The organism is Streptomyces sp. NPDC058457 (assembly GCF_042720695.1).
Lineage (GTDB): Bacteria > Actinomycetota > Actinomycetes > Streptomycetales > Streptomycetaceae > Streptomyces.
This window is the reverse complement of sequence record NZ_JBHXLU010000059.1, coordinates 49,926-65,967: the sequence shown is the minus strand read 5'-3', so window position 1 is coordinate 65,967 and position 16,042 is coordinate 49,926. Positions and strand designations below refer to the sequence as shown.

Below are 16,042 nucleotides of genomic sequence, written 5' to 3'. Positions count from 1 at the left end.
CCCTTTGCCTGCGCGCTTGTGGGGGGGGGGCGGCCCGTGCCCCGCCCCCCCCCCCCTGGCGGGGGGGGGGCGGGGCCCCCCCCCCCCCCGGGACCCGGCTCTCCCGTCCACCGACCAGTCCACCGACCAGTCCACCGACCAGTCCGTCGGCATGCCCTGAGGCTTGCCGCGCCCAACCACGAAGGTCTCATGCATCCCGCCGCGCCCGAGCAGGCCCCGCCGTCCCGCCCCCAGCGCACCTCAGGACCGGCGCCGGGAGGAGGAGCCCGGCGCCGTGCCCCGAGCGGCTCCTTCGAACCCGCCCAACTCGTCAGCTCCCTCCCCGAGGCACTGCGCAAATTGCACCCGCGGGCTCTGGTCAGGAACCCCGTGCTCTTCGTGGTGTCCGTGGGGGCCGTGCTGACCACCCTGTCCGCGCTGCTGCACCCGGCCGTGTTCACCTGGGTCATCAGCGCCTGGCTGTGGCTGACCGTGGTCTTCGCCAACCTCGCCGAGGCCGTCGCGGAGGGCCGGGGCAAAGCCCAGGCCGAGTCGCTGCGCAAGGCGCGTACCGACACGGTCGCCCTGCGTCTGCCGGCCTGGCGCTGGGGTACGGACCTGCGCAGCGCCCGCACCGAGGCGGTCGCCGCCACCGAACTGAAACCGCTCGACGTCGTGCTCGTCGAGGCGGGCGAGCTGATCCCGGCGGACGGCGACGTCATCGACGGGGTCGCGGCGGTCGACGAGTCCGCGGTCACCGGCGAGTCGGCGCCCGTCATCCGGGAGTCGGGCGGCGACCGCCGCGGTGTGACGGGCGGTACGACGGTGCTGTCCGACCGGATCGTGGTGCGCGTGAGCGCCCGTCCCGGGCACAGCTTCCTGGACCGCATGATCGCCCTGGTGGAGGGCGCGAACCGGCAGAAGACCCCGAACGAGATCGCCCTGAACATCCTGCTTGCCTCGCTGACCATCATCTTCCTGCTGGTCGTGGTCACCCTTCAGCCGATGGCCGAGTACGCCGACGCGGCGCAGTCCACTGCCGTCCTGGTCGCACTCCTCGTCACGCTCATCCCGACCACCATCGGCGCCCTGCTCTCCGCGATCGGCATCGCGGGCATGGACCGCCTGGTGCAGCGCAACGTGCTGGCCATGTCCGGCCGGGCGGTCGAGGCGGCCGGCGACGTGGGGACCCTGCTCCTCGACAAGACCGGCACCATCACCCTCGGCAACCGCGAGGCCGCCGCCTTCGTCCCGCTGCCCGGCATCGACGAGACACAGCTCGCGGACGCCGCCCAGCTGTCCTCGCTGGCCGACGAGACACCCGAGGGCCGGTCCGTCGTCGTCCTCGCCAAGAACCGGTACGGTCTGCGCGCCCCCGTCGAGGGCGAGCTGACGAACGGCCGATGGGTCCCCTTCAGCGCGCAGACCCGGATGAGCGGGGTCGACCTGCGCTGGGACAACGGCGCCGTGTGCGCCATCCGCAAGGGGGCGGCCCAGCAGATCATCGAGTGGGTGGCGATGTACGGCGGCCACGTCCCGCCCGAGGCACGGCGGTACGCGGACGCCGTAGCCGCGGGCGGCGGCACGCCCCTGCTGGTGGCCGTGCACGACTGGGACGGGCCGAGAGTGCTCGGCCTGATCCACCTCAAGGACGTCGTCAAGGACGGCATCCGCGAACGCTTCGCGGAACTGCGCCGCATGGGCATCCGCACCGTGATGATCACCGGCGACAATCCGCTCACCGCCCGTGCCATCGCCGAAGAGGCGGGCGTGGACGACTACTTGGCCGAGGCGACCCCCGAGGACAAGCTCGCGCTGATCCGGCGTGAGCAGGAAGGCGGGAAGCTGGTCGCGATGACCGGTGACGGTACGAACGACGCCCCGGCCCTCGCGCAGGCAGACGTCGGTGTCGCCATGAACACGGGTACGTCGGCCGCCAAGGAGGCCGGCAACATGGTCGACCTCGACTCCAACCCGACCAAGCTCATCGAGATCGTCGAGATCGGCAAGCAACTCCTCATCACCCGGGGCGCGTTGACGACGTTCTCCATCACGAACGACGTGGCGAAGTACTTCGCGATCATCCCGGCGATGTTCGCGGGCTCGTACCCGGGGCTGGAGTCCCTGAACGTCATGGGCCTGCACAGCCCCACCTCCGCCATCACCTCCGCGATCATCTTCAACGCGCTGATCATCGTCGCTCTCATACCCCTCGCCCTGCGCGGCGTGCGCTACACCCCCGCCTCCGCCCATGCCCTGCTGCGCCGCAACCTGCTCGTCTACGGCCTCGGCGGCCTGGTGCTGCCCTTCGTCGGCATCAAGCTGATCGACCTGCTGATCTCGGGGGTACCCGGCTTCGACTGAACCGCACCCTGCCGCCCGGCTTTCCCGTCAAGGCCACGTATACGCACGTCAGAGCTCCGTCAGAGACGGCGGCCCAGGCTTGCCCGGGGCGCGCGGCACGGCTTCCATGGACGATGTGAACAGCGCCTGGCTCCTCTTCGACCGGCCGCCGAGTCCCGTTCGGCCGCCCCGTCGTGCGCCGCGCTGCCCGGAAACGCCCGCGTCCCTCTGACGCGCTTTCCGCGACGGCAGGGGCGCCGTGACACCACACGGCGCCCCGTCTCATTCCATCACCGCACGTCCACCGCCGCCCCGCAGCCGGGGCCGCCCGACGTGCCCGCATCCCACGGATTGGATCATGTCCGACTCCACCCTTTCCTCTCGTACCGTCCTGGTCACCGGCGCCACCTCCGGCATCGGCTACGAGACCGCACGGCAGCTCGCCGAGCGCGGTGCCACCGTGCTGGTGCACGGCCGTACCACCGAGGAGGCACAGGCGGCCACGGACCGTCTGGTCGCCATGGCAGGCATCCGGGCCGCCCAACTGCATCCGTACGGCGCGGACTTCTCCCGCCTCGACGAGGTCGAGACGCTCGCCCGCTGCGTCGTCTCCGCCCGCCCGCACCTGGACGTCCTGGTCAACAACGCGGGCATGGCCGCCCCCGAGCGGCACACCGTCACCGCGGACGGCAACGAGATCGCCTTCCAGGTCAACTTCCTCGCCCACTACCTGCTGACCTGCCTGCTGGAGCCGGCCCTGACGAGCGACCCGGGCGGCCGGGTGGTCAACGTCTCCTCCGCCCTGCACCGCACGGCCTCCATCCAGTGGTCCGACCCCAACCGTTCCCGCAGCTACTCCCGGCCGGCCGCGTACGCCCAGTCCCAGCTGGCCCTCACGGTGTTCGCCGCCGACCCGCGCGTCACCGCGGTCTCCGTGCATCCGGGGGTATGTGACACAGCACTGCTCCCCGTGTACGCCCATGAGGGCATCTCCCCCGCCGAGGGCGCCGCGCACGTGGTCCGGCTGTGCGACCCGGCCATGGAGATCGTCAACGGCGCCTACTACGACCGGGACGTGCGCATCGCGCCTGCCCCGGCCGCCACGGAGGACCGCACTGTCAAGCGTCTGAACAAGCTGGCGGACCTGCTGGTCGGCCGCATCGCTTGAAGGCCGACCACCGGCAGAGGAGTTGACGTACGTGTCGAAGCGCGCCCGCAAGAAGAAGGCACGCCGGAAGAAGAAAGCCAACCACGGCCACAAGACCGGCCAGGGCTGATCGAACGCCACGCGCCGGGCGGAGCCCTCCCGAAGGGTCTCCGCTCGGCCTCCAGCAGAAAGCGGCGTACGTGCCCGAATTGTCTTAACGGAGTCTTGACGCCGTTCGGAGCGCACTCCCGTGGGCCGATGCGTCACTCTCTGCTTACGCTGGTGCGGCCGTCCGGGTGATGGCTGTCCCCCAACGGAGCCGCGCACCGGGAGCACGCCGATGGCCACCACCGAACGCCCCCCTCCCAGTCGCCTGCGCGCCTGGATGCTGGAGGGGCTGTCCGACATGGGCAAGGGCGCCGGCCACACCGGCCCCCACGCACAGCCCGAACCGGCACACCAGGGCCAGCGCTGGTGGCGGGTGATGTGCCTGACCGGAGTGGACTACTTCTCCACCCTCGGCTACCAGCCCGGCATCGCCGCCCTGGCGGCCGGCCTGCTGTCGCCGATCGCGACCATCGTCCTCGTCATAGTCACCCTGGCCGGCGCCCTGCCGGTCTACCGGCGCGTCGCCGAGGAGAGCCCGCACGGCGAGGGCTCCATCGCCATGCTGGAGCGGCTCCTCTCCTTCTGGCAGGGCAAGCTGTTCGTGCTGACCCTGCTCGGCTTCGCCGCCACCGACTTCCTCATCACCATCACCCTGTCGGCCGCAGACGCCTCCACCCACCTGGTGGAGAACCCGCACCTGACCGATGCCCTGCACGGCAAGCAGATGATCATCACGCTGATCCTGGTGGCCCTGCTCGGCGCGGTCTTCCTCAAGGGCTTCCTGGAGGCGATCGGCGTCGCGGTCGCCCTGGTCGGCATCTACCTCGCGCTCAACGTCGTCGTCGTGATCGTCGGCATGTACCACGTCGCCACGGCCGAACACGTGATCTCCGACTGGACCAGCGCCCTCACCACGGAACACGGCAACGTCTTCGCGATGATCGGCGTCGCCCTGATCGTCTTCCCGAAGTTGGCCCTCGGTCTGTCCGGCTTCGAGACCGGCGTCGCCGTCATGCCCCATGTGAAGGGCGACGACAGCGACACGGAGGAGAGCCCCAAGGGCCGCATCCGGGACACCAAGAAGCTGCTGACCGCCGCGGCGGTCATCATGAGCGTCTTCCTGATCGCCACCAGCTTCATCACCACGCTGCTGATCCCGGAGAACGAGTTCAAGTCCGGCGGTCAGGCCAACGGCCGCGCACTCGCCTACCTCGCCCACGAGTACCTCGGCAACGCCTTCGGCACCGTCTACGACGCCTCGACCATCGCCATCCTGTGGTTCGCCGGCGCCTCCGCGATGGCCGGCCTGCTCAACCTGATGCCCCGCTACCTGCCCCGCTACGGCATGGCCCCGCACTGGGCCCGCGCGGTACGCCCAATGATCATCGTCTTCACCCTCGTGGGCTTCCTGGTGACCTGGGTCTTCGACGCGGACGTCGACGCGCAGGGCGGCGCCTACGCCACCGGCGTCCTGGTCCTGATCAGCTCCGCGGCGATCGCGGTGACCATCGCCGCCCGCAAGGCCGGACAGCGCAAGTGGACGATCGCCTTCGCGGTCATCTCAGCGGTGTTCCTCTACACCACCGTCGCGAACGTCATCGAGCGCCCCGACGGTGTGAAGATCGGCGCCTGCTTCATCGCAGGCATCATCCTCGTCTCGCTGCTCTCCCGGCTCGCCCGCGCCTTCGAACTGCGCGTGACCAGCCTGACCCTCGACGACATGGCAGAACGATTCGTCCGCGACATAGCGAGCCGCAAGATGCGGTTCATCGCCAACGAGCCGGACCGTCGCGACAAGGCCGAGTACCGCGACAAGATCGAGCAGATCCGGGCCGACAACGACATGCCCGAGCAGGAGGACTTCGTCTTCGTCGAGGTCACGGTCACCGACCCCTCCGAGTTCGAGGCGGGCCTGACCGTCCGCGGCGAGGTCCTGCACAACCGCTACCGCGTCCTGACCCTGGAGTCGGCCTCCATCCCCAACGCCCTGGCCGCACTCCTGCTCCACGTCCGCGACGAGACCGGCACCATCCCGCACATCTACTTCGAGTGGACCGAAGGCACCCCGTTCGCCAACTTCCTGCGCTTCTTCCTCTTCGGCCAGGGCGAGGTCGCCCCGCTCACCCGCGAAGTACTGCGCGAGGCGGAACCGGACCCCGCACGCCGCCCGCGCGTACACACCGGCTGAGCTCCGGCGACCGCGTCAGAATCCCGTCAATATTCGCCCGCGCGGTGTTAGGACCCCGTCAGCGACGGCAGCCGGCGGCGGTACTGCCGCCTAGCGTCAGGGACATGGAACGGAGCAGACCGGCGGCCCCGGCCGGCGACCGGCACTGGCGCGGCAGCGCACGCCTCGCGGTGAGCTGTGCCCTCGCGTTCTGCGCCATGACCTTCCTGGTCGACTGGGACGCGGGAAGCCTGACGCCTCTCCGCGCCCTGCTCTGGTTCACCTTGTCGGCGGCGGTGTTCGCCATCCTGCTGCCGCCACGGGTGAGCGCGGGCCCGAACTGGCTGGCGGTCCGCACTCCCTGGCGCCGACGCATCGTCCACACCGACGCGCTGACGGCCGTACGACAGTACGACGGTGTCTCCTCCCACCTGGTCCTCCGCGACGCCTTCGGCAACCGGCTGGAACTCGATCCCCGGATCCTCGCGGCCAGCCCCTTGCTCTGGCACGAACTCGACACGGGCGTCCGGCACTCTCGGGAACGCGGAACGCTGCGCCTGGGAGCGGACGTCATGGAGCGGCTGGGGCATCGCATCGACGACGAGACGGCCCAAGCGGTGCTTCGGGCATCGGGACTTTCCTGACCATAGAGCAGATAGCACCCTCACTCATCACCTGTGCGCCCCGCCCATCGCCAACGCAGCTGAAATGACAGAAATAAGTGTCATCTCAGCGATAGATGCCAGATTGGCGATGTGCCGCAGGACGCCCAGTTGATCTTCGCCGACCATGTCGGCCGCTTCTACGCCCGCCACTACGCTTTCCCGCCCATGGCCGGACGGCTGCTCGGATATCTGCTCGTCTGCGACCCGGCCCAGCAGACGATCGACGAGCTGAGCGACGCACTGCTGGCGAGCAGAAGCGCGATCACGGGTGCGGTCAAGCTGCTGGAGAGCTACGACCTGGCACGACGCACCAGGTCGGCCGGCGAACGGATGGACCGGGTGGGCCTGAACCCGACCGGCCGACAGCCCCAGAACTTCGACGCGACCCTCCACCTGGAGCACGCGGCGCTGTTCCGGGAGGGTCTGGACCTGCTCACCGACGCGGCGCCGACGCGCCGGGCCCCGCTCGAAGAGATGGTCGCGCTGGCGGAGTTCCTCGCCGAGCGCCTGCCCGCACTGCGGGACGAGTGGCACGCACACCGCGAGGAACTGCGCGCCGCCGGGAAGCTGCCGCCTTCCGACTCATAGCCCCTCACCACTCCGACGGCACGGAGAGTCCCATGGCGACCGAGTCCAACCCGTCCTACCAGTCGGATGTTGCCGCCCTGCGCGAGCGCATCGATCGCGGAGACGCGGACGCCACCGACGAGTTGATCGAACTGGCCGCGGAACACGGCGACATGGAGGAACTGCGGCGACTCGCGGAGACCGGCAACTCCACCGCGACCGACCAGCTCGTCGAACTCGCAGCCGAACTGGACGACCTCGCCGAACTCCGACGTCTGGCGGACCAGGGCAACACCACCGCTGCTGAGGTTCTCGACGAACTCATCGACGAATGACCCCGCTCTGGCCGCTTCACCGCGTCCGTCCCGCACGAAGGGCCGGGTGCCCTGCATGGTCCGGACGCGGTCGAGCTGGACAGTGATGGCGTCGGTGGCGAGAACGTACGGTCGCCAATCCACCGGTCGTGTCTTCAGCGCTCCCCGCGGTCGGGCAGGAACAAGTAGCGCAGTACGGGGCCGGGAAAACGGGTGTCCTCCCGTCGCCTCGACCGACCAGGGTCTGTTCTTGCGCCAGGTCAGTGCCCGCTCACAGCGAGTTCGTAGTCGCCGATCAAGTCGCCGAGGAGGGTGCCGGCGGTGAGGTCGCTGGTGACGTGGCCCGCCATGTAGAGGCGGGAGTAGAGGACTTCGTCCTGCATCCACCGGTAGTCCCCGGCGCGGTGCGGGGAGAGGGCGCTGAGGAAGGTCACGGCCGCGGCGGAGCGGGTCGCGTGCCGGGAGGGGTAGGAGTAGGGGCCCTTGGCGCCGGGCGTGATGTGCTTGTCCGGGCGCAGGGTCGGGTCCAGGACGAACGGGGCCGGTTGCTTGTCCTTGGCCGCCAGCTGGTCACTGATCGTCTTGGCCAGCTTCAGGGCCGTTCTCAGCGCCGCCTTCTCGGTCTTGCCGCGCGCGGCGGGGACCAGTTCGCGCTGATCGTGGAGGTAGAGCTTCCAGATGTCCTTCTTGCCGTGCAGCTCCAGCCAGGTCGCGGCCTTCGTCCCCGCCGCCGTACGGGTCTTGGCGAGGGCCTGGTCCTGACGGAGTTCGGCGGTGCGCTCCTTGGCCGACGGCGGGGCCGGGACCTGCTGCGCCGCCCAGGCGGTGAACGCCTTGTCGTCGCGGGTGGTGCCGTGGTCCTTCTGCCATCGGGCGAAGAGGGCGTCGGCCTTGGTGCGCTGGGCGTCCGCCGCCTGGCCGATCGCCGCGGTCTCGGCGTCGGTGAAGAGTGTGGGCGGCGGGTCCTGCTTGATCAGGTCCGTCGCGCTCGGGTTCTTCACCGCGGAGGTGACGGCCGTGACCAGCTGCGGTCGCAGGGTGCTGACCGCCACAGCCGCGACGGCGAGCAGTGCGATCAGGGGGTAGCGCCATTTGACGCCGCGCAGGACGTTCATGCGGCAGGAATCCTTTCGGGGAGCGATGCCGGAAGCTGTGCCGGGGACGGTGCCGTATGCGTCTCGGTGGTGAAGTGGGCGCGGGCGAGGCGGCGTACGTCGTTGTCGGGCAGGCCCGGGGTGAGCAGGGACTGGCCGACGACGTACTTGCTGAGCGAGACCGGCCGGACCCCCATCCCGAGCAGCAGGCGGTCGGCGGGGGCGGGGCGTGCTCCGCCCTTGGTCTCGATCAGGACGTGCCCGGGGTCGAGCGCGGCGGCCCGGTCGTCCCGACGGCAGCTGAGGGTGGAGTCGAGGGTGACGCGGCTGCCGTGACGGAGGTCGGCGAGGGCCGCGCGAACGTAGCGGACCTCTACGGCAGCGGACAGGGCCCCGGCCGTGACGGGGACGCCGGCCCGCCCCAGCAGCTCGTCGACGAACGTGGCCGCGGCGGTGGTCAGTTCGCCGTACTCGGCGGCCGGGACCCGCAGGGCGTGCTTGACCGTGGCGCCGCGACCGTCCTTCGTCTTCACCTCCACCCGGCACAGGCCGTCCTCGGCGTACAGGCGGGTGCGGACCTTCCAGCGCCGCCGCCGTTGCTGGACGTGGGCGCGCCAGGAGCCCAGTTCCGGGGTGTCGAAGTACGTGCTGAGGTAGCTCGTCGTACGACGGCCTTCGCCCAGGTCGAGGACGTGGTGGCTGTCGGCGAGGCGGGCGACGAGGCGGCGGGCCCGGTCGAGTGGGACCAGGTACTTGCGGTCGACCCGGTGCTGGAGTGCCGCCGCCGCATCCACCTCGGTGAGGGTCGCGCCGCGCAGCTCCGCCAGACCCAGCCGGGCCGCGAGGGGCGTGGTGAGGGGCGGGGCGACGGTCACGGCGCCATCACCGGCTCACGCGTCTCGGAGTCCGAGGCGTCGGCCGGCCCGGCAGGGTAACGGGCGGAGACCCGGGTGGTCTCACGGACGTAGTCGACCTCGTCCACGACCACCGACAGCGGCGCCTGACCGAAGCGGAAGGCCACGTCCCCGGCGATCACGGCGGGGTCCGGGTAGATGCGGTCGAGGGTGAGTTTCACGGTCCGGGTCGGCGGCTCGTACGACGTGGGGTCGTCGACCACGAGGACGGCGACGAGCACCACCACGTCCAGCGCGACCACGAGCCAGGTCTGCCGCTGCGGCAGGCCCGTGCACAGGGCGATCACCAGGGCGACGAAGGTGTAGGCGACATCCCGGAGGGTGAACGCCGCGCTGCGCAGGCGGACCAGGGAGAGGATGCCGAACAGCCCGAAGCCGACCCCGGCCGGGAACTTGCCGGCGCTGATCGTGCTCATCGCGGCGAACAGGCCGATGTTCAGGGCCGCCAGCACCAGCGGCATCGCGGGCACGCTGGGCCGGCGCCGGTAGAGCCAGCCGACCAGGAGCAGCAGGGCGAGGACGTCGAGACCGCCGCGGGTCATCAGATCGGTGACCGTGAGGTGGTCCGTGATGCCCTTGGCGGCGAGCACCGATGCGTGCATGGAAGGTCCCTTCCGTCACGGCACGTCGGACGGGGACCGGTCGCGGTCCGCGGAGCACCGCGACCTGAAGGACGGTAGGGATGTCACATGAACAGACCATGAAGCCTTCCCGGTGGCGGTGGCGGGTCCGGCGCGCGGTTAGCCTGGCCGGCATGCACTGCCTGGTCGTCGACGACGAGACCCGCCTGACCGATCTGGTCGTCCGCTACCTGACCGAGTCCGGCCACACCGCCGAGGGCCGCTACGACGGGCCGTCCGGCCTCGCCGCCGCCCGCGATCCGCGCCTGGACGCGGTACTGCTGGACGTGATGCTGCCGGGCATGGACGGCGTCGAGGTGTGCCGGACGCTGCGCGGCGAGGGCATCGACGTTCCCGTGATCCTGCTCACCGCACGTGGTGCGATCAGCGAACGGGTGGCGGGGCTGGACGCCGGCGCCGACGACTACGTGGTCAAGCCGTTCGCCATGGAGGAGCTGCTGGCCCGGCTGCGGGCGATATCCCGGCGGCGCCCCGAGCCCTCCGGGCGGCTGCGGGTCGGCGACCTCGTCCTCGACCCCGAGCAGCAGCGGGCCTGGCGGGCGGACGCCGAACTGGAGCTGTCCCGCCGGGAGTTCGACGTCCTGCGGGTGCTGATGGAGAACGCCGGGTGCGTGGTCACCCGCCTCCAGCTGCTCGACGAGGTCTGGGACGGCGAGACCGACCTGCGCAGCAACGCCATCGACGTGCACGTCTCCAAGGTGCGCGGCAAGGTCGACCGGGCCTTCGGCCGTACGACGATCACGACCCTGCGCGGACGCGGCTACCGCCTGGAGACCGCCCCGTGAGCCGTCTTACCGAGCGGCTGCGGTTGCGGCCGTGGCCGTGGTTCCGCCGGCTGCCCGTCGTCGCCCGTCTGGTGCTGGCCGTCGCCGTCACCATGTCCCTGGTGCTGGCGGGTGCCGCGGGCCTGGTCTACTGGCGGGTCCAGGCCGCCCTGGACCGGCAGCTGAACGACGACCTGACCACCTACCAACGCAGCCTCGACCAGGCCGTACGGGCGGCCGGAGGACAGCTCCCGCCCGGCCCCAGCGGCAGCCTCCGGCAGGTCCTCGACGTACAGGGCCGGGTCCTGGTCTCCAGCGCCGCCCTCCACGACCGGTCACTGCTGACCCCGGTCGAGCTGGGCGCCGCCGCGCACGGAGCCACCGTCCGGCGTGACGTCGGCTCCCTGCTGCCGATCACCTCGGACACCCTGCGGCTGCAAGCCAAGCGCGTCACGGTCGGCGGCCAGGGACGGATCGTGATCGCCGCCGTCCGGCGCGGACACCGTGACGAGGCGCTGCGCGAACTCCTCGCCCAGCTGGCCCTCGCCTCCGGCCTGACCCTGATCGCCGCCTCCTACGTCGGCTACCGCACCGCGCGCGCCGCCCTGCGTCCCGTCGAGCGCTACCGCGGCGGTGCCGCCGGTCTCGCGGACGGCGCCCAGAACCTGCGCCTGGACGTACCCGCCGACCGCGACGACGAGATCACCCGGCTCGGCCACACCCTCAACCACATGCTCGACCGTCTCGAAGCCTCTGCCGAACGCGAGCGCCGGTTCGTCGCGGACGCCAGCCACGAACTGCGCACCCCGCTGACCCTGATGCGCGCCGAACTCGACGTCGCCCTGCACCGCCCCCGCTCCGCCGGAGAACTCACCGAGACCCTCCGTTCGGTGGACACCGAGGTCCAGCGCCTGATCGAGCTCTCCAACGCCCTGCTGGACCTGGAGGAACTCGGCACCGCCCAGCACCTCAGCCGGGCTCCCACCGACCTCGCCGACCTCGCCGGCACGGCCGTCGCCCCCCATCGGCGCACCGCCGAGCGGGAGGGGCGTGCCCTGACCGTCGACGCCGTCCGCGCGATCGTCGACGTCGACGGCCGGTGGCTGCGGCCCGCCATCGGCAACCTGGTCGACAACGCCCTTCGCCACGGCGCCGGGACCGTCCGGCTCACGGCCACGGTCGACGAGGACGGGCTGCGGCTGTGCGTCACGGACGAGGGGAGCGGCTTCCCGCCGGAGTTCCTGCCCCGGGCCTTCGACCGCTTCGCCAGGGCGGAGGCCAGCCGGACCGGCGAGGGCTCCGGCCTGGGGCTCGCCTTCGTCCAAGCGGTGGCCACCGCCCACGGCGGCACCGCGTACGCCGAGAACACCGGGCGCGGGGTCCGCGTCGTCCTCGCCCTGCCCTGCTGACCGGCACACGGGTTCGGTGGCCGCGTACGGTGGGGGCATGGCGCCGCCTCTTCCGGGCCCGCTGGCCCACCTGGCCCCGCTGCTCACCCACTACGGCTACTGGGCCGTCGGCGGTGTCGTCCTCGTGGAGGACTTCGGTGTCCCCGCGCCGGGAGAGACCATCCTGATCGCCGCCGGGATCTACGCGGGGGCGGGAGATCTGAACATCGTGGCCGTGGCGGTCATCGCGTTCGCCGCCGCCGTCGTCGGGGACAACATCGGTTATCTGATCGGCCACACCGGCGGACGGGCCTTCGTGCACCGCTGGGGCCGCTATGTGTTCCTGACGCCGAAGCGCTTCGAGGCGGCCGAGGAGTTCTTCACCCGCCATGGCGGCAAGATCGTCACCGTCGCCCGTTTCGTCGAGGGACTGCGCCAGGTCAACGGCATCATCGCGGGCACCAGCGGCATGCCCTGGCGCCGCTTCCTCGTCTTCAACGCCCTCGGCGCCGCACTGTGGGTCGGCCTGTGGGCGAGCCTGGCCTATGTGGCGGGCACCCACATCACCGCGATCTACGACGAGATCAGCCGCTACCAGCTCTACGCACTCGTCGCCCTCGTCGCCCTGGTCACCGCACTCGTCCTCCGGCACGTACTGCGCCGCCGGCACCAGGACTGACCCGGAGACCGTTCAGCTTTCCGGCTCGGGCACGGCCGACACCCGGGGACGGCGCACGAACGCGCCGGCCGTCACCCGAACCGGACGATGCTGGCGACCCCGGCCACCAGGCAGTACACGGCGAACGGGGTGAGCGTGCGGGTGGCGAAGTACCGGGACAGGAAGCGCACGGCGGCGTACGCGGCGATCGCGGCGGTGAAGAAGCCGACGATCACCTGGCCGTGGATGTGTGCGGCCGCGGGCCCGGCGAGGCTCGGCAGCTTGAGGACGCCGGCGGCCAGGATGACGGGGGTGGCCAGCAGGAACGAGAACTTGGCGGCGTCCTCGTGGTCCAGGCCGCGCAGCAGCCCGCCGACCATGGTGATGCCCGACCGGCTGATCCCGGCCAGCAGCGCCAGGGTCTGGAACAGGCCGATGACACCCGCCTCGCGGTAGCTGAGGGCGTCCAGTCGCCGGCTCGCGGACCCCGCGGGGATGCCGGCTTCGAGGGCCGCCCCGGGACCGGCGCTCACCACGGCCGTCCGGGCTGCTGCCCGCCGGGCCTCCGAGCCGCGCCGCAGCCGTTCTCCGACCAGCAGGATCAGTCCGTTGACGGTGAGGAACACCGCGGCGGCCAGCGGTTTGGCGAACAGCGTACGGAAGGTGTGCTCCAGGGCCAGTCCGGTGAGGCCGACCGGGATGGTGGCCACGATCAGCAGCCAGGCGAGGCGTTCCGTCGAGGTCTCGACCCTGCGGGTGCGGACGGTGGTGACGAGGGCGCGGACGATGCGGACCCAGTCCTTGCGGTAGAAGACAAGCAGGGCCGCCGCGGTCGCCACGTGCAGGGCGACGATGAAGGCCAGGTACGGGGAGCCCTCGGAGTCTCCGGTGGCGTTCTCGGTGACCAGATGGCCCCAGGAGCCGCCGATCCAGGCGGGCACCAGCACGGAATGGCCGAGACTGGAGACCGGGAAGAGCTCGGTCACGCCTTGCAGGGCGCCGATGGCGACGGCCTGGAGATAGGACAGTTCGGTCACGAGGACTCCTCGTCGGGCATGGGGAGGGAGACGGAGGTGCGGGCCCGGAGAGGGCTCGTCCGAAGAGAGCTTACTTTTACACGCGTGTGGGAGTAAGAATGCAGAAGCCCGGGAGCGGGCGCCGCAACCCGCGCAGGTGAACCCCATACCTGGTGACCGTCGACGCCATGGATCGCCCGTCTCCGCCCTGACCTGCGCATCTCCGGCGCCCGTGACCCCAGGGAGCGCTCCGGGGTGCGGGTGCATGGCAGACTCGGAGCGCGAGAGAATTTTTACACGCGCGTAGGAGCGTGTTGGGTTACGGAAGACGAACGGGAGTACGGCAGCCCCCATGACCGACACCGCACACGGCCGGAGCCCCAAGCGGGCCAACGGTGCCCGCGAGGCCGAGATCCTCGGCCACCTGCAGCAGGCCGACACCGCGCTGACTCCCGGCGAGGTGACCGAACGTCTGGGCGGCGAGCTGACCTACAACAGCGTCGTGACGATCCTCACCCGCATGCACACCAAGGGACTCCTGACCCGCACGCCTCGTGGCAGGGCGTACGCGTACGCCCCCGTCACCGACGACGCCGGCTTCGCCGCCCGCCGTATGCACACCGTGCTGGAGGAACGGCCCGACCGCGAAACCGTCCTCGCCCGCTTCGCCGACACCCTCTCCGACACGGACGCCGACCTGCTGCGTCAGCTGCTCGCCGCCGAGCAGGAAAGCGACCAGTAGGAAGGCCCGACCCGATGCGCATCGCCGTCTACCTGCCACTGCTGCTCTCCGTCGTCGCACCGTTCGCCGCCCGGCCCCTGTCCGAACGCTGCGAACCCCGCCTCGCCACCTGGCTGCTCACCGCCCTGTCCCTGGTCCTGGGCACGGCGAGCACGACCGCCCTCGGCCTGCTGGCCGTCACCGGCCTGCTCCGCATCCCCCAGCTCGCCGGCATCGGCCACTGGTCGGCCCTCTCGGCCCAGCAGGACGACCCGGCCCGGCTCCCCGTCGCGCTCATCGCCGGCCTGCTGCTCGGCTGCGCCCTGTTCGCCGCCGCCCGCATGCTCTGGCGACGCGCCCGTACCCTGGCCGCCGCAACCCTGGACGCCGCCTGCATGCCCGCACGGAACGGCACGGTCGTCGTGGAGGACGACGCCCCCGACGCCTACGCACTGCCAGGACTCCCCGGCCGCGTGGTCGTCTCCACCGGCATGCTGCACACCCTGGACGGCACCGAGCACGACATCCTGCTCGCCCACGAGCGGGCCCACCTGAGCGCCCACCACTACGCGTTCGTCGCCCTCGCCCAGTTCGGCGCCGCCGCCAACCCGCTGCTGCGCCCGCTGGCCGCCGCCGTCACCTACACCATCGAACGCTGGGCCGACGAGAACGCGGCCGGTGTCACCGGCGACCGGAGGCGGGTCGCCCGCACGGTCGGCAAGGCCGCCCTCGCCGCCCACGGAACCCCGGCCCTCGGCCGCCCGACGGGCGCCGCCCTCGGCATCCTCGGCCGCCGCGCCCCGCTCGCCAAGGCCGGTCCGGTACCCCGCCGCGTCGCCGCCCTCCTCGCCCCACCCCTCGGACGCCACCCGGCGCTCACCGCCGCGACCGCCGTCGTCCTGACGTCCGCGACACTCGCCACGGCCGAAGCCGCCCACGACCTCCACCTGCTGCTGAAGAGCGTCGGCGCCGGATAGAGCCAGGCGACAGCAGCAGTGGGCCATGCCGTCGCGGCGGGCGATCGTCGGCCGCAGTGGCTGGACGACCACCGCGCAGGCCAGGCACCGGGCGACGCCGATCCGTTCCCTGGCCATTACACGCAGCGCACACTGGCCCACGGGAAGATCACCGGCATGCTGTCGGTCAACGCCACCACGGGCCAGGTCTGTTACCACGGCCGGTACGGAGAACTCATCGCGATGACCGACGACTGAACCGGCTCCCGGTGACCACTCCATGCGGCTGCGGAACGTGATCCTCTCGCGGGCATCGGAGTGGGGGCCGCTTGTCGCGTCGATACGCACATGGCCAGTTCGGGGCAGACTTGCGCGACAAGTCGCCAACTCGAGGCTCCGTCACGCGGATGGAAGTTCCACACCTGTTCGCCTTGGCGGGACCTGCCGGAGGCACACGGTACTTTCCGGGCTGCCCGCAACCGGGTTTGCTCAAGTGCCATGCGGATGGCACGTGGGAGCGGATCCTCGCTGCGTCCTGGCAGCGGCGTCGCCTGCTGCCGGCGGCCTCGGCCCGAGCCTCGAACTCTTCCTCGTCGCACT

At 71.2% G+C, this 16,042-nt stretch carries 16 protein-coding genes; 12 read left to right on the top strand and 4 right to left on the bottom strand.

Annotated features, from left to right (window positions below):
- Positions 1–189: 189 nt before the first annotated feature.
- The 6 genes from kdpB to ACFWPS_RS35420 all read left to right on the top strand — a co-directional run bounded on the left by kdpB (position 190) and on the right by ACFWPS_RS35420 (position 7,311).
- Positions 190–2,343, top strand: a complete 2,154-nt coding sequence (gene kdpB, locus ACFWPS_RS35445) for a potassium-transporting ATPase subunit KdpB (protein WP_383712952.1) — start codon at positions 190–192, stop codon at positions 2,341–2,343.
- A 337-nt stretch (positions 2,344–2,680) separates the two neighbouring features.
- Positions 2,681–3,490: an SDR family NAD(P)-dependent oxidoreductase gene (locus ACFWPS_RS35440; RefSeq protein ID WP_383712950.1), complete on the top strand. Its 810-nt coding sequence runs from the start codon at positions 2,681–2,683 to the stop codon at positions 3,488–3,490.
- Positions 3,491–3,809: 319 nt separating this feature from the next.
- Positions 3,810–5,765 (top strand): amino acid transporter, encoded by a 1,956-nt coding sequence (locus ACFWPS_RS35435; RefSeq protein ID WP_383712947.1) that lies wholly within the window; start codon positions 3,810–3,812, stop codon positions 5,763–5,765.
- A 104-nt stretch (positions 5,766–5,869) separates the two neighbouring features.
- Positions 5,870–6,388: a hypothetical protein gene (locus tag ACFWPS_RS35430; RefSeq protein ID WP_383712944.1), complete on the top strand. Its 519-nt coding sequence runs from the start codon at positions 5,870–5,872 to the stop codon at positions 6,386–6,388.
- Positions 6,389–6,499: 111 nt separating this feature from the next.
- A complete protein-coding gene (locus ACFWPS_RS35425) occupies positions 6,500–6,997 on the top strand; it encodes a GbsR/MarR family transcriptional regulator (RefSeq protein WP_383712942.1) in 498 nt (165 codons plus the stop codon).
- Between the two features lie 32 nt (positions 6,998–7,029).
- Entirely contained in the window at positions 7,030–7,311 is a 282-nt protein-coding gene (locus ACFWPS_RS35420; RefSeq protein WP_383712940.1) for a hypothetical protein, read from the top strand.
- A gap of 239 nt (positions 7,312–7,550) precedes the next feature.
- Here the strand turns inward: ACFWPS_RS35420 and ACFWPS_RS35415 are convergent, their stop codons facing one another.
- The 3 genes from ACFWPS_RS35415 to ACFWPS_RS35405 are packed head-to-tail and all read right to left on the bottom strand — an operon-like array spanning position 7,551 to position 9,900.
- Complete coding sequence (locus ACFWPS_RS35415; protein ID WP_383712937.1) at positions 7,551–8,405, bottom strand: phosphatase PAP2 family protein; 855 nt, start codon at positions 8,403–8,405, stop codon at positions 7,551–7,553.
- Positions 8,402–9,259, bottom strand: coding sequence for a polyphosphate polymerase domain-containing protein (locus ACFWPS_RS35410; RefSeq protein ID WP_383712935.1), 858 nt, complete (start codon positions 9,257–9,259; stop codon positions 8,402–8,404). Before ACFWPS_RS35410 ends, ACFWPS_RS35415 begins: the two co-directional genes overlap by 4 nt.
- Entirely contained in the window at positions 9,256–9,900 is a 645-nt protein-coding gene (locus ACFWPS_RS35405; protein ID WP_383712932.1) for a DUF4956 domain-containing protein, read from the bottom strand. Before ACFWPS_RS35405 ends, ACFWPS_RS35410 begins: the two co-directional genes overlap by 4 nt.
- Before the next feature lie 152 nt (positions 9,901–10,052).
- On the opposite strand from ACFWPS_RS35405, the gene ACFWPS_RS35400 reads away from it, so the two are divergent.
- The 3 genes from ACFWPS_RS35400 to ACFWPS_RS35390 are packed head-to-tail and all read left to right on the top strand — an operon-like array spanning position 10,053 to position 12,770.
- Complete coding sequence (locus ACFWPS_RS35400; protein ID WP_383712930.1) at positions 10,053–10,724, top strand: response regulator transcription factor; 672 nt, start codon at positions 10,053–10,055, stop codon at positions 10,722–10,724.
- Positions 10,721–12,112 (top strand): ATP-binding protein, encoded by a 1,392-nt coding sequence (locus tag ACFWPS_RS35395; protein WP_383712927.1) that lies wholly within the window; start codon positions 10,721–10,723, stop codon positions 12,110–12,112. The genes ACFWPS_RS35400 and ACFWPS_RS35395 overlap by 4 nt, the downstream gene beginning before the upstream one ends.
- Positions 12,113–12,149: 37 nt before the next feature.
- A complete protein-coding gene (locus tag ACFWPS_RS35390; protein ID WP_383712924.1) occupies positions 12,150–12,770 on the top strand; it encodes a DedA family protein in 621 nt (206 codons plus the stop codon).
- Between the two features lie 71 nt (positions 12,771–12,841).
- Here ACFWPS_RS35390 and ACFWPS_RS35385 read toward each other — a convergent pair whose 3' ends face one another.
- Entirely contained in the window at positions 12,842–13,786 is a 945-nt protein-coding gene (locus tag ACFWPS_RS35385; RefSeq protein WP_383712921.1) for an undecaprenyl-diphosphate phosphatase, read from the bottom strand.
- 331 nt (positions 13,787–14,117) lie between these two features.
- Between ACFWPS_RS35385 and ACFWPS_RS35380 the strand changes: the two genes are divergently transcribed.
- Genes ACFWPS_RS35380 through ACFWPS_RS35370 form a run of 3 tightly spaced genes read left to right on the top strand, consistent with a single transcriptional unit; the run spans position 14,118 to position 15,700 of the window.
- Positions 14,118–14,507 (top strand): BlaI/MecI/CopY family transcriptional regulator, encoded by a 390-nt coding sequence (locus ACFWPS_RS35380; protein WP_383712918.1) that lies wholly within the window; start codon positions 14,118–14,120, stop codon positions 14,505–14,507.
- Between the two features lie 14 nt (positions 14,508–14,521).
- Positions 14,522–15,463, top strand: coding sequence for a M56 family metallopeptidase (locus ACFWPS_RS35375; RefSeq protein ID WP_383712915.1), 942 nt, complete (start codon positions 14,522–14,524; stop codon positions 15,461–15,463).
- An 18-nt stretch (positions 15,464–15,481) separates the two neighbouring features.
- The gene (locus ACFWPS_RS35370; RefSeq protein WP_383712912.1) at positions 15,482–15,700 is read left to right on the top strand and encodes a hypothetical protein; all 219 of its coding nucleotides are present in this window, start codon (positions 15,482–15,484) and stop codon (positions 15,698–15,700) included.
- Positions 15,701–16,042: the final 342 nt, after the last annotated feature.

Coding starts and splice junctions, on each gene's coding strand:
- kdpB (WP_383712952.1), top strand. CDS start 190: ATGCATCCCGCCGCGCCCGAGCAGGCCCCGCCGTCCCGCCCCCAGCGC.
- ACFWPS_RS35440 (WP_383712950.1), top strand. CDS start 2,681: ATGTCCGACTCCACCCTTTCCTCTCGTACCGTCCTGGTCACCGGCGCC.
- ACFWPS_RS35435 (WP_383712947.1), top strand. CDS start 3,810: ATGGCCACCACCGAACGCCCCCCTCCCAGTCGCCTGCGCGCCTGGATG.
- ACFWPS_RS35430 (WP_383712944.1), top strand. CDS start 5,870: ATGGAACGGAGCAGACCGGCGGCCCCGGCCGGCGACCGGCACTGGCGC.
- ACFWPS_RS35420 (WP_383712940.1), top strand. CDS start 7,030: ATGGCGACCGAGTCCAACCCGTCCTACCAGTCGGATGTTGCCGCCCTG.
- ACFWPS_RS35415 (WP_383712937.1), bottom strand. CDS start 8,405: ATGAACGTCCTGCGCGGCGTCAAATGGCGCTACCCCCTGATCGCACTG.
- ACFWPS_RS35405 (WP_383712932.1), bottom strand. CDS start 9,900: ATGCACGCATCGGTGCTCGCCGCCAAGGGCATCACGGACCACCTCACG.
- ACFWPS_RS35400 (WP_383712930.1), top strand. CDS start 10,053: ATGCACTGCCTGGTCGTCGACGACGAGACCCGCCTGACCGATCTGGTC.
- ACFWPS_RS35390 (WP_383712924.1), top strand. CDS start 12,150: ATGGCGCCGCCTCTTCCGGGCCCGCTGGCCCACCTGGCCCCGCTGCTC.
- ACFWPS_RS35380 (WP_383712918.1), top strand. CDS start 14,118: ATGACCGACACCGCACACGGCCGGAGCCCCAAGCGGGCCAACGGTGCC.
- ACFWPS_RS35375 (WP_383712915.1), top strand. CDS start 14,522: ATGCGCATCGCCGTCTACCTGCCACTGCTGCTCTCCGTCGTCGCACCG.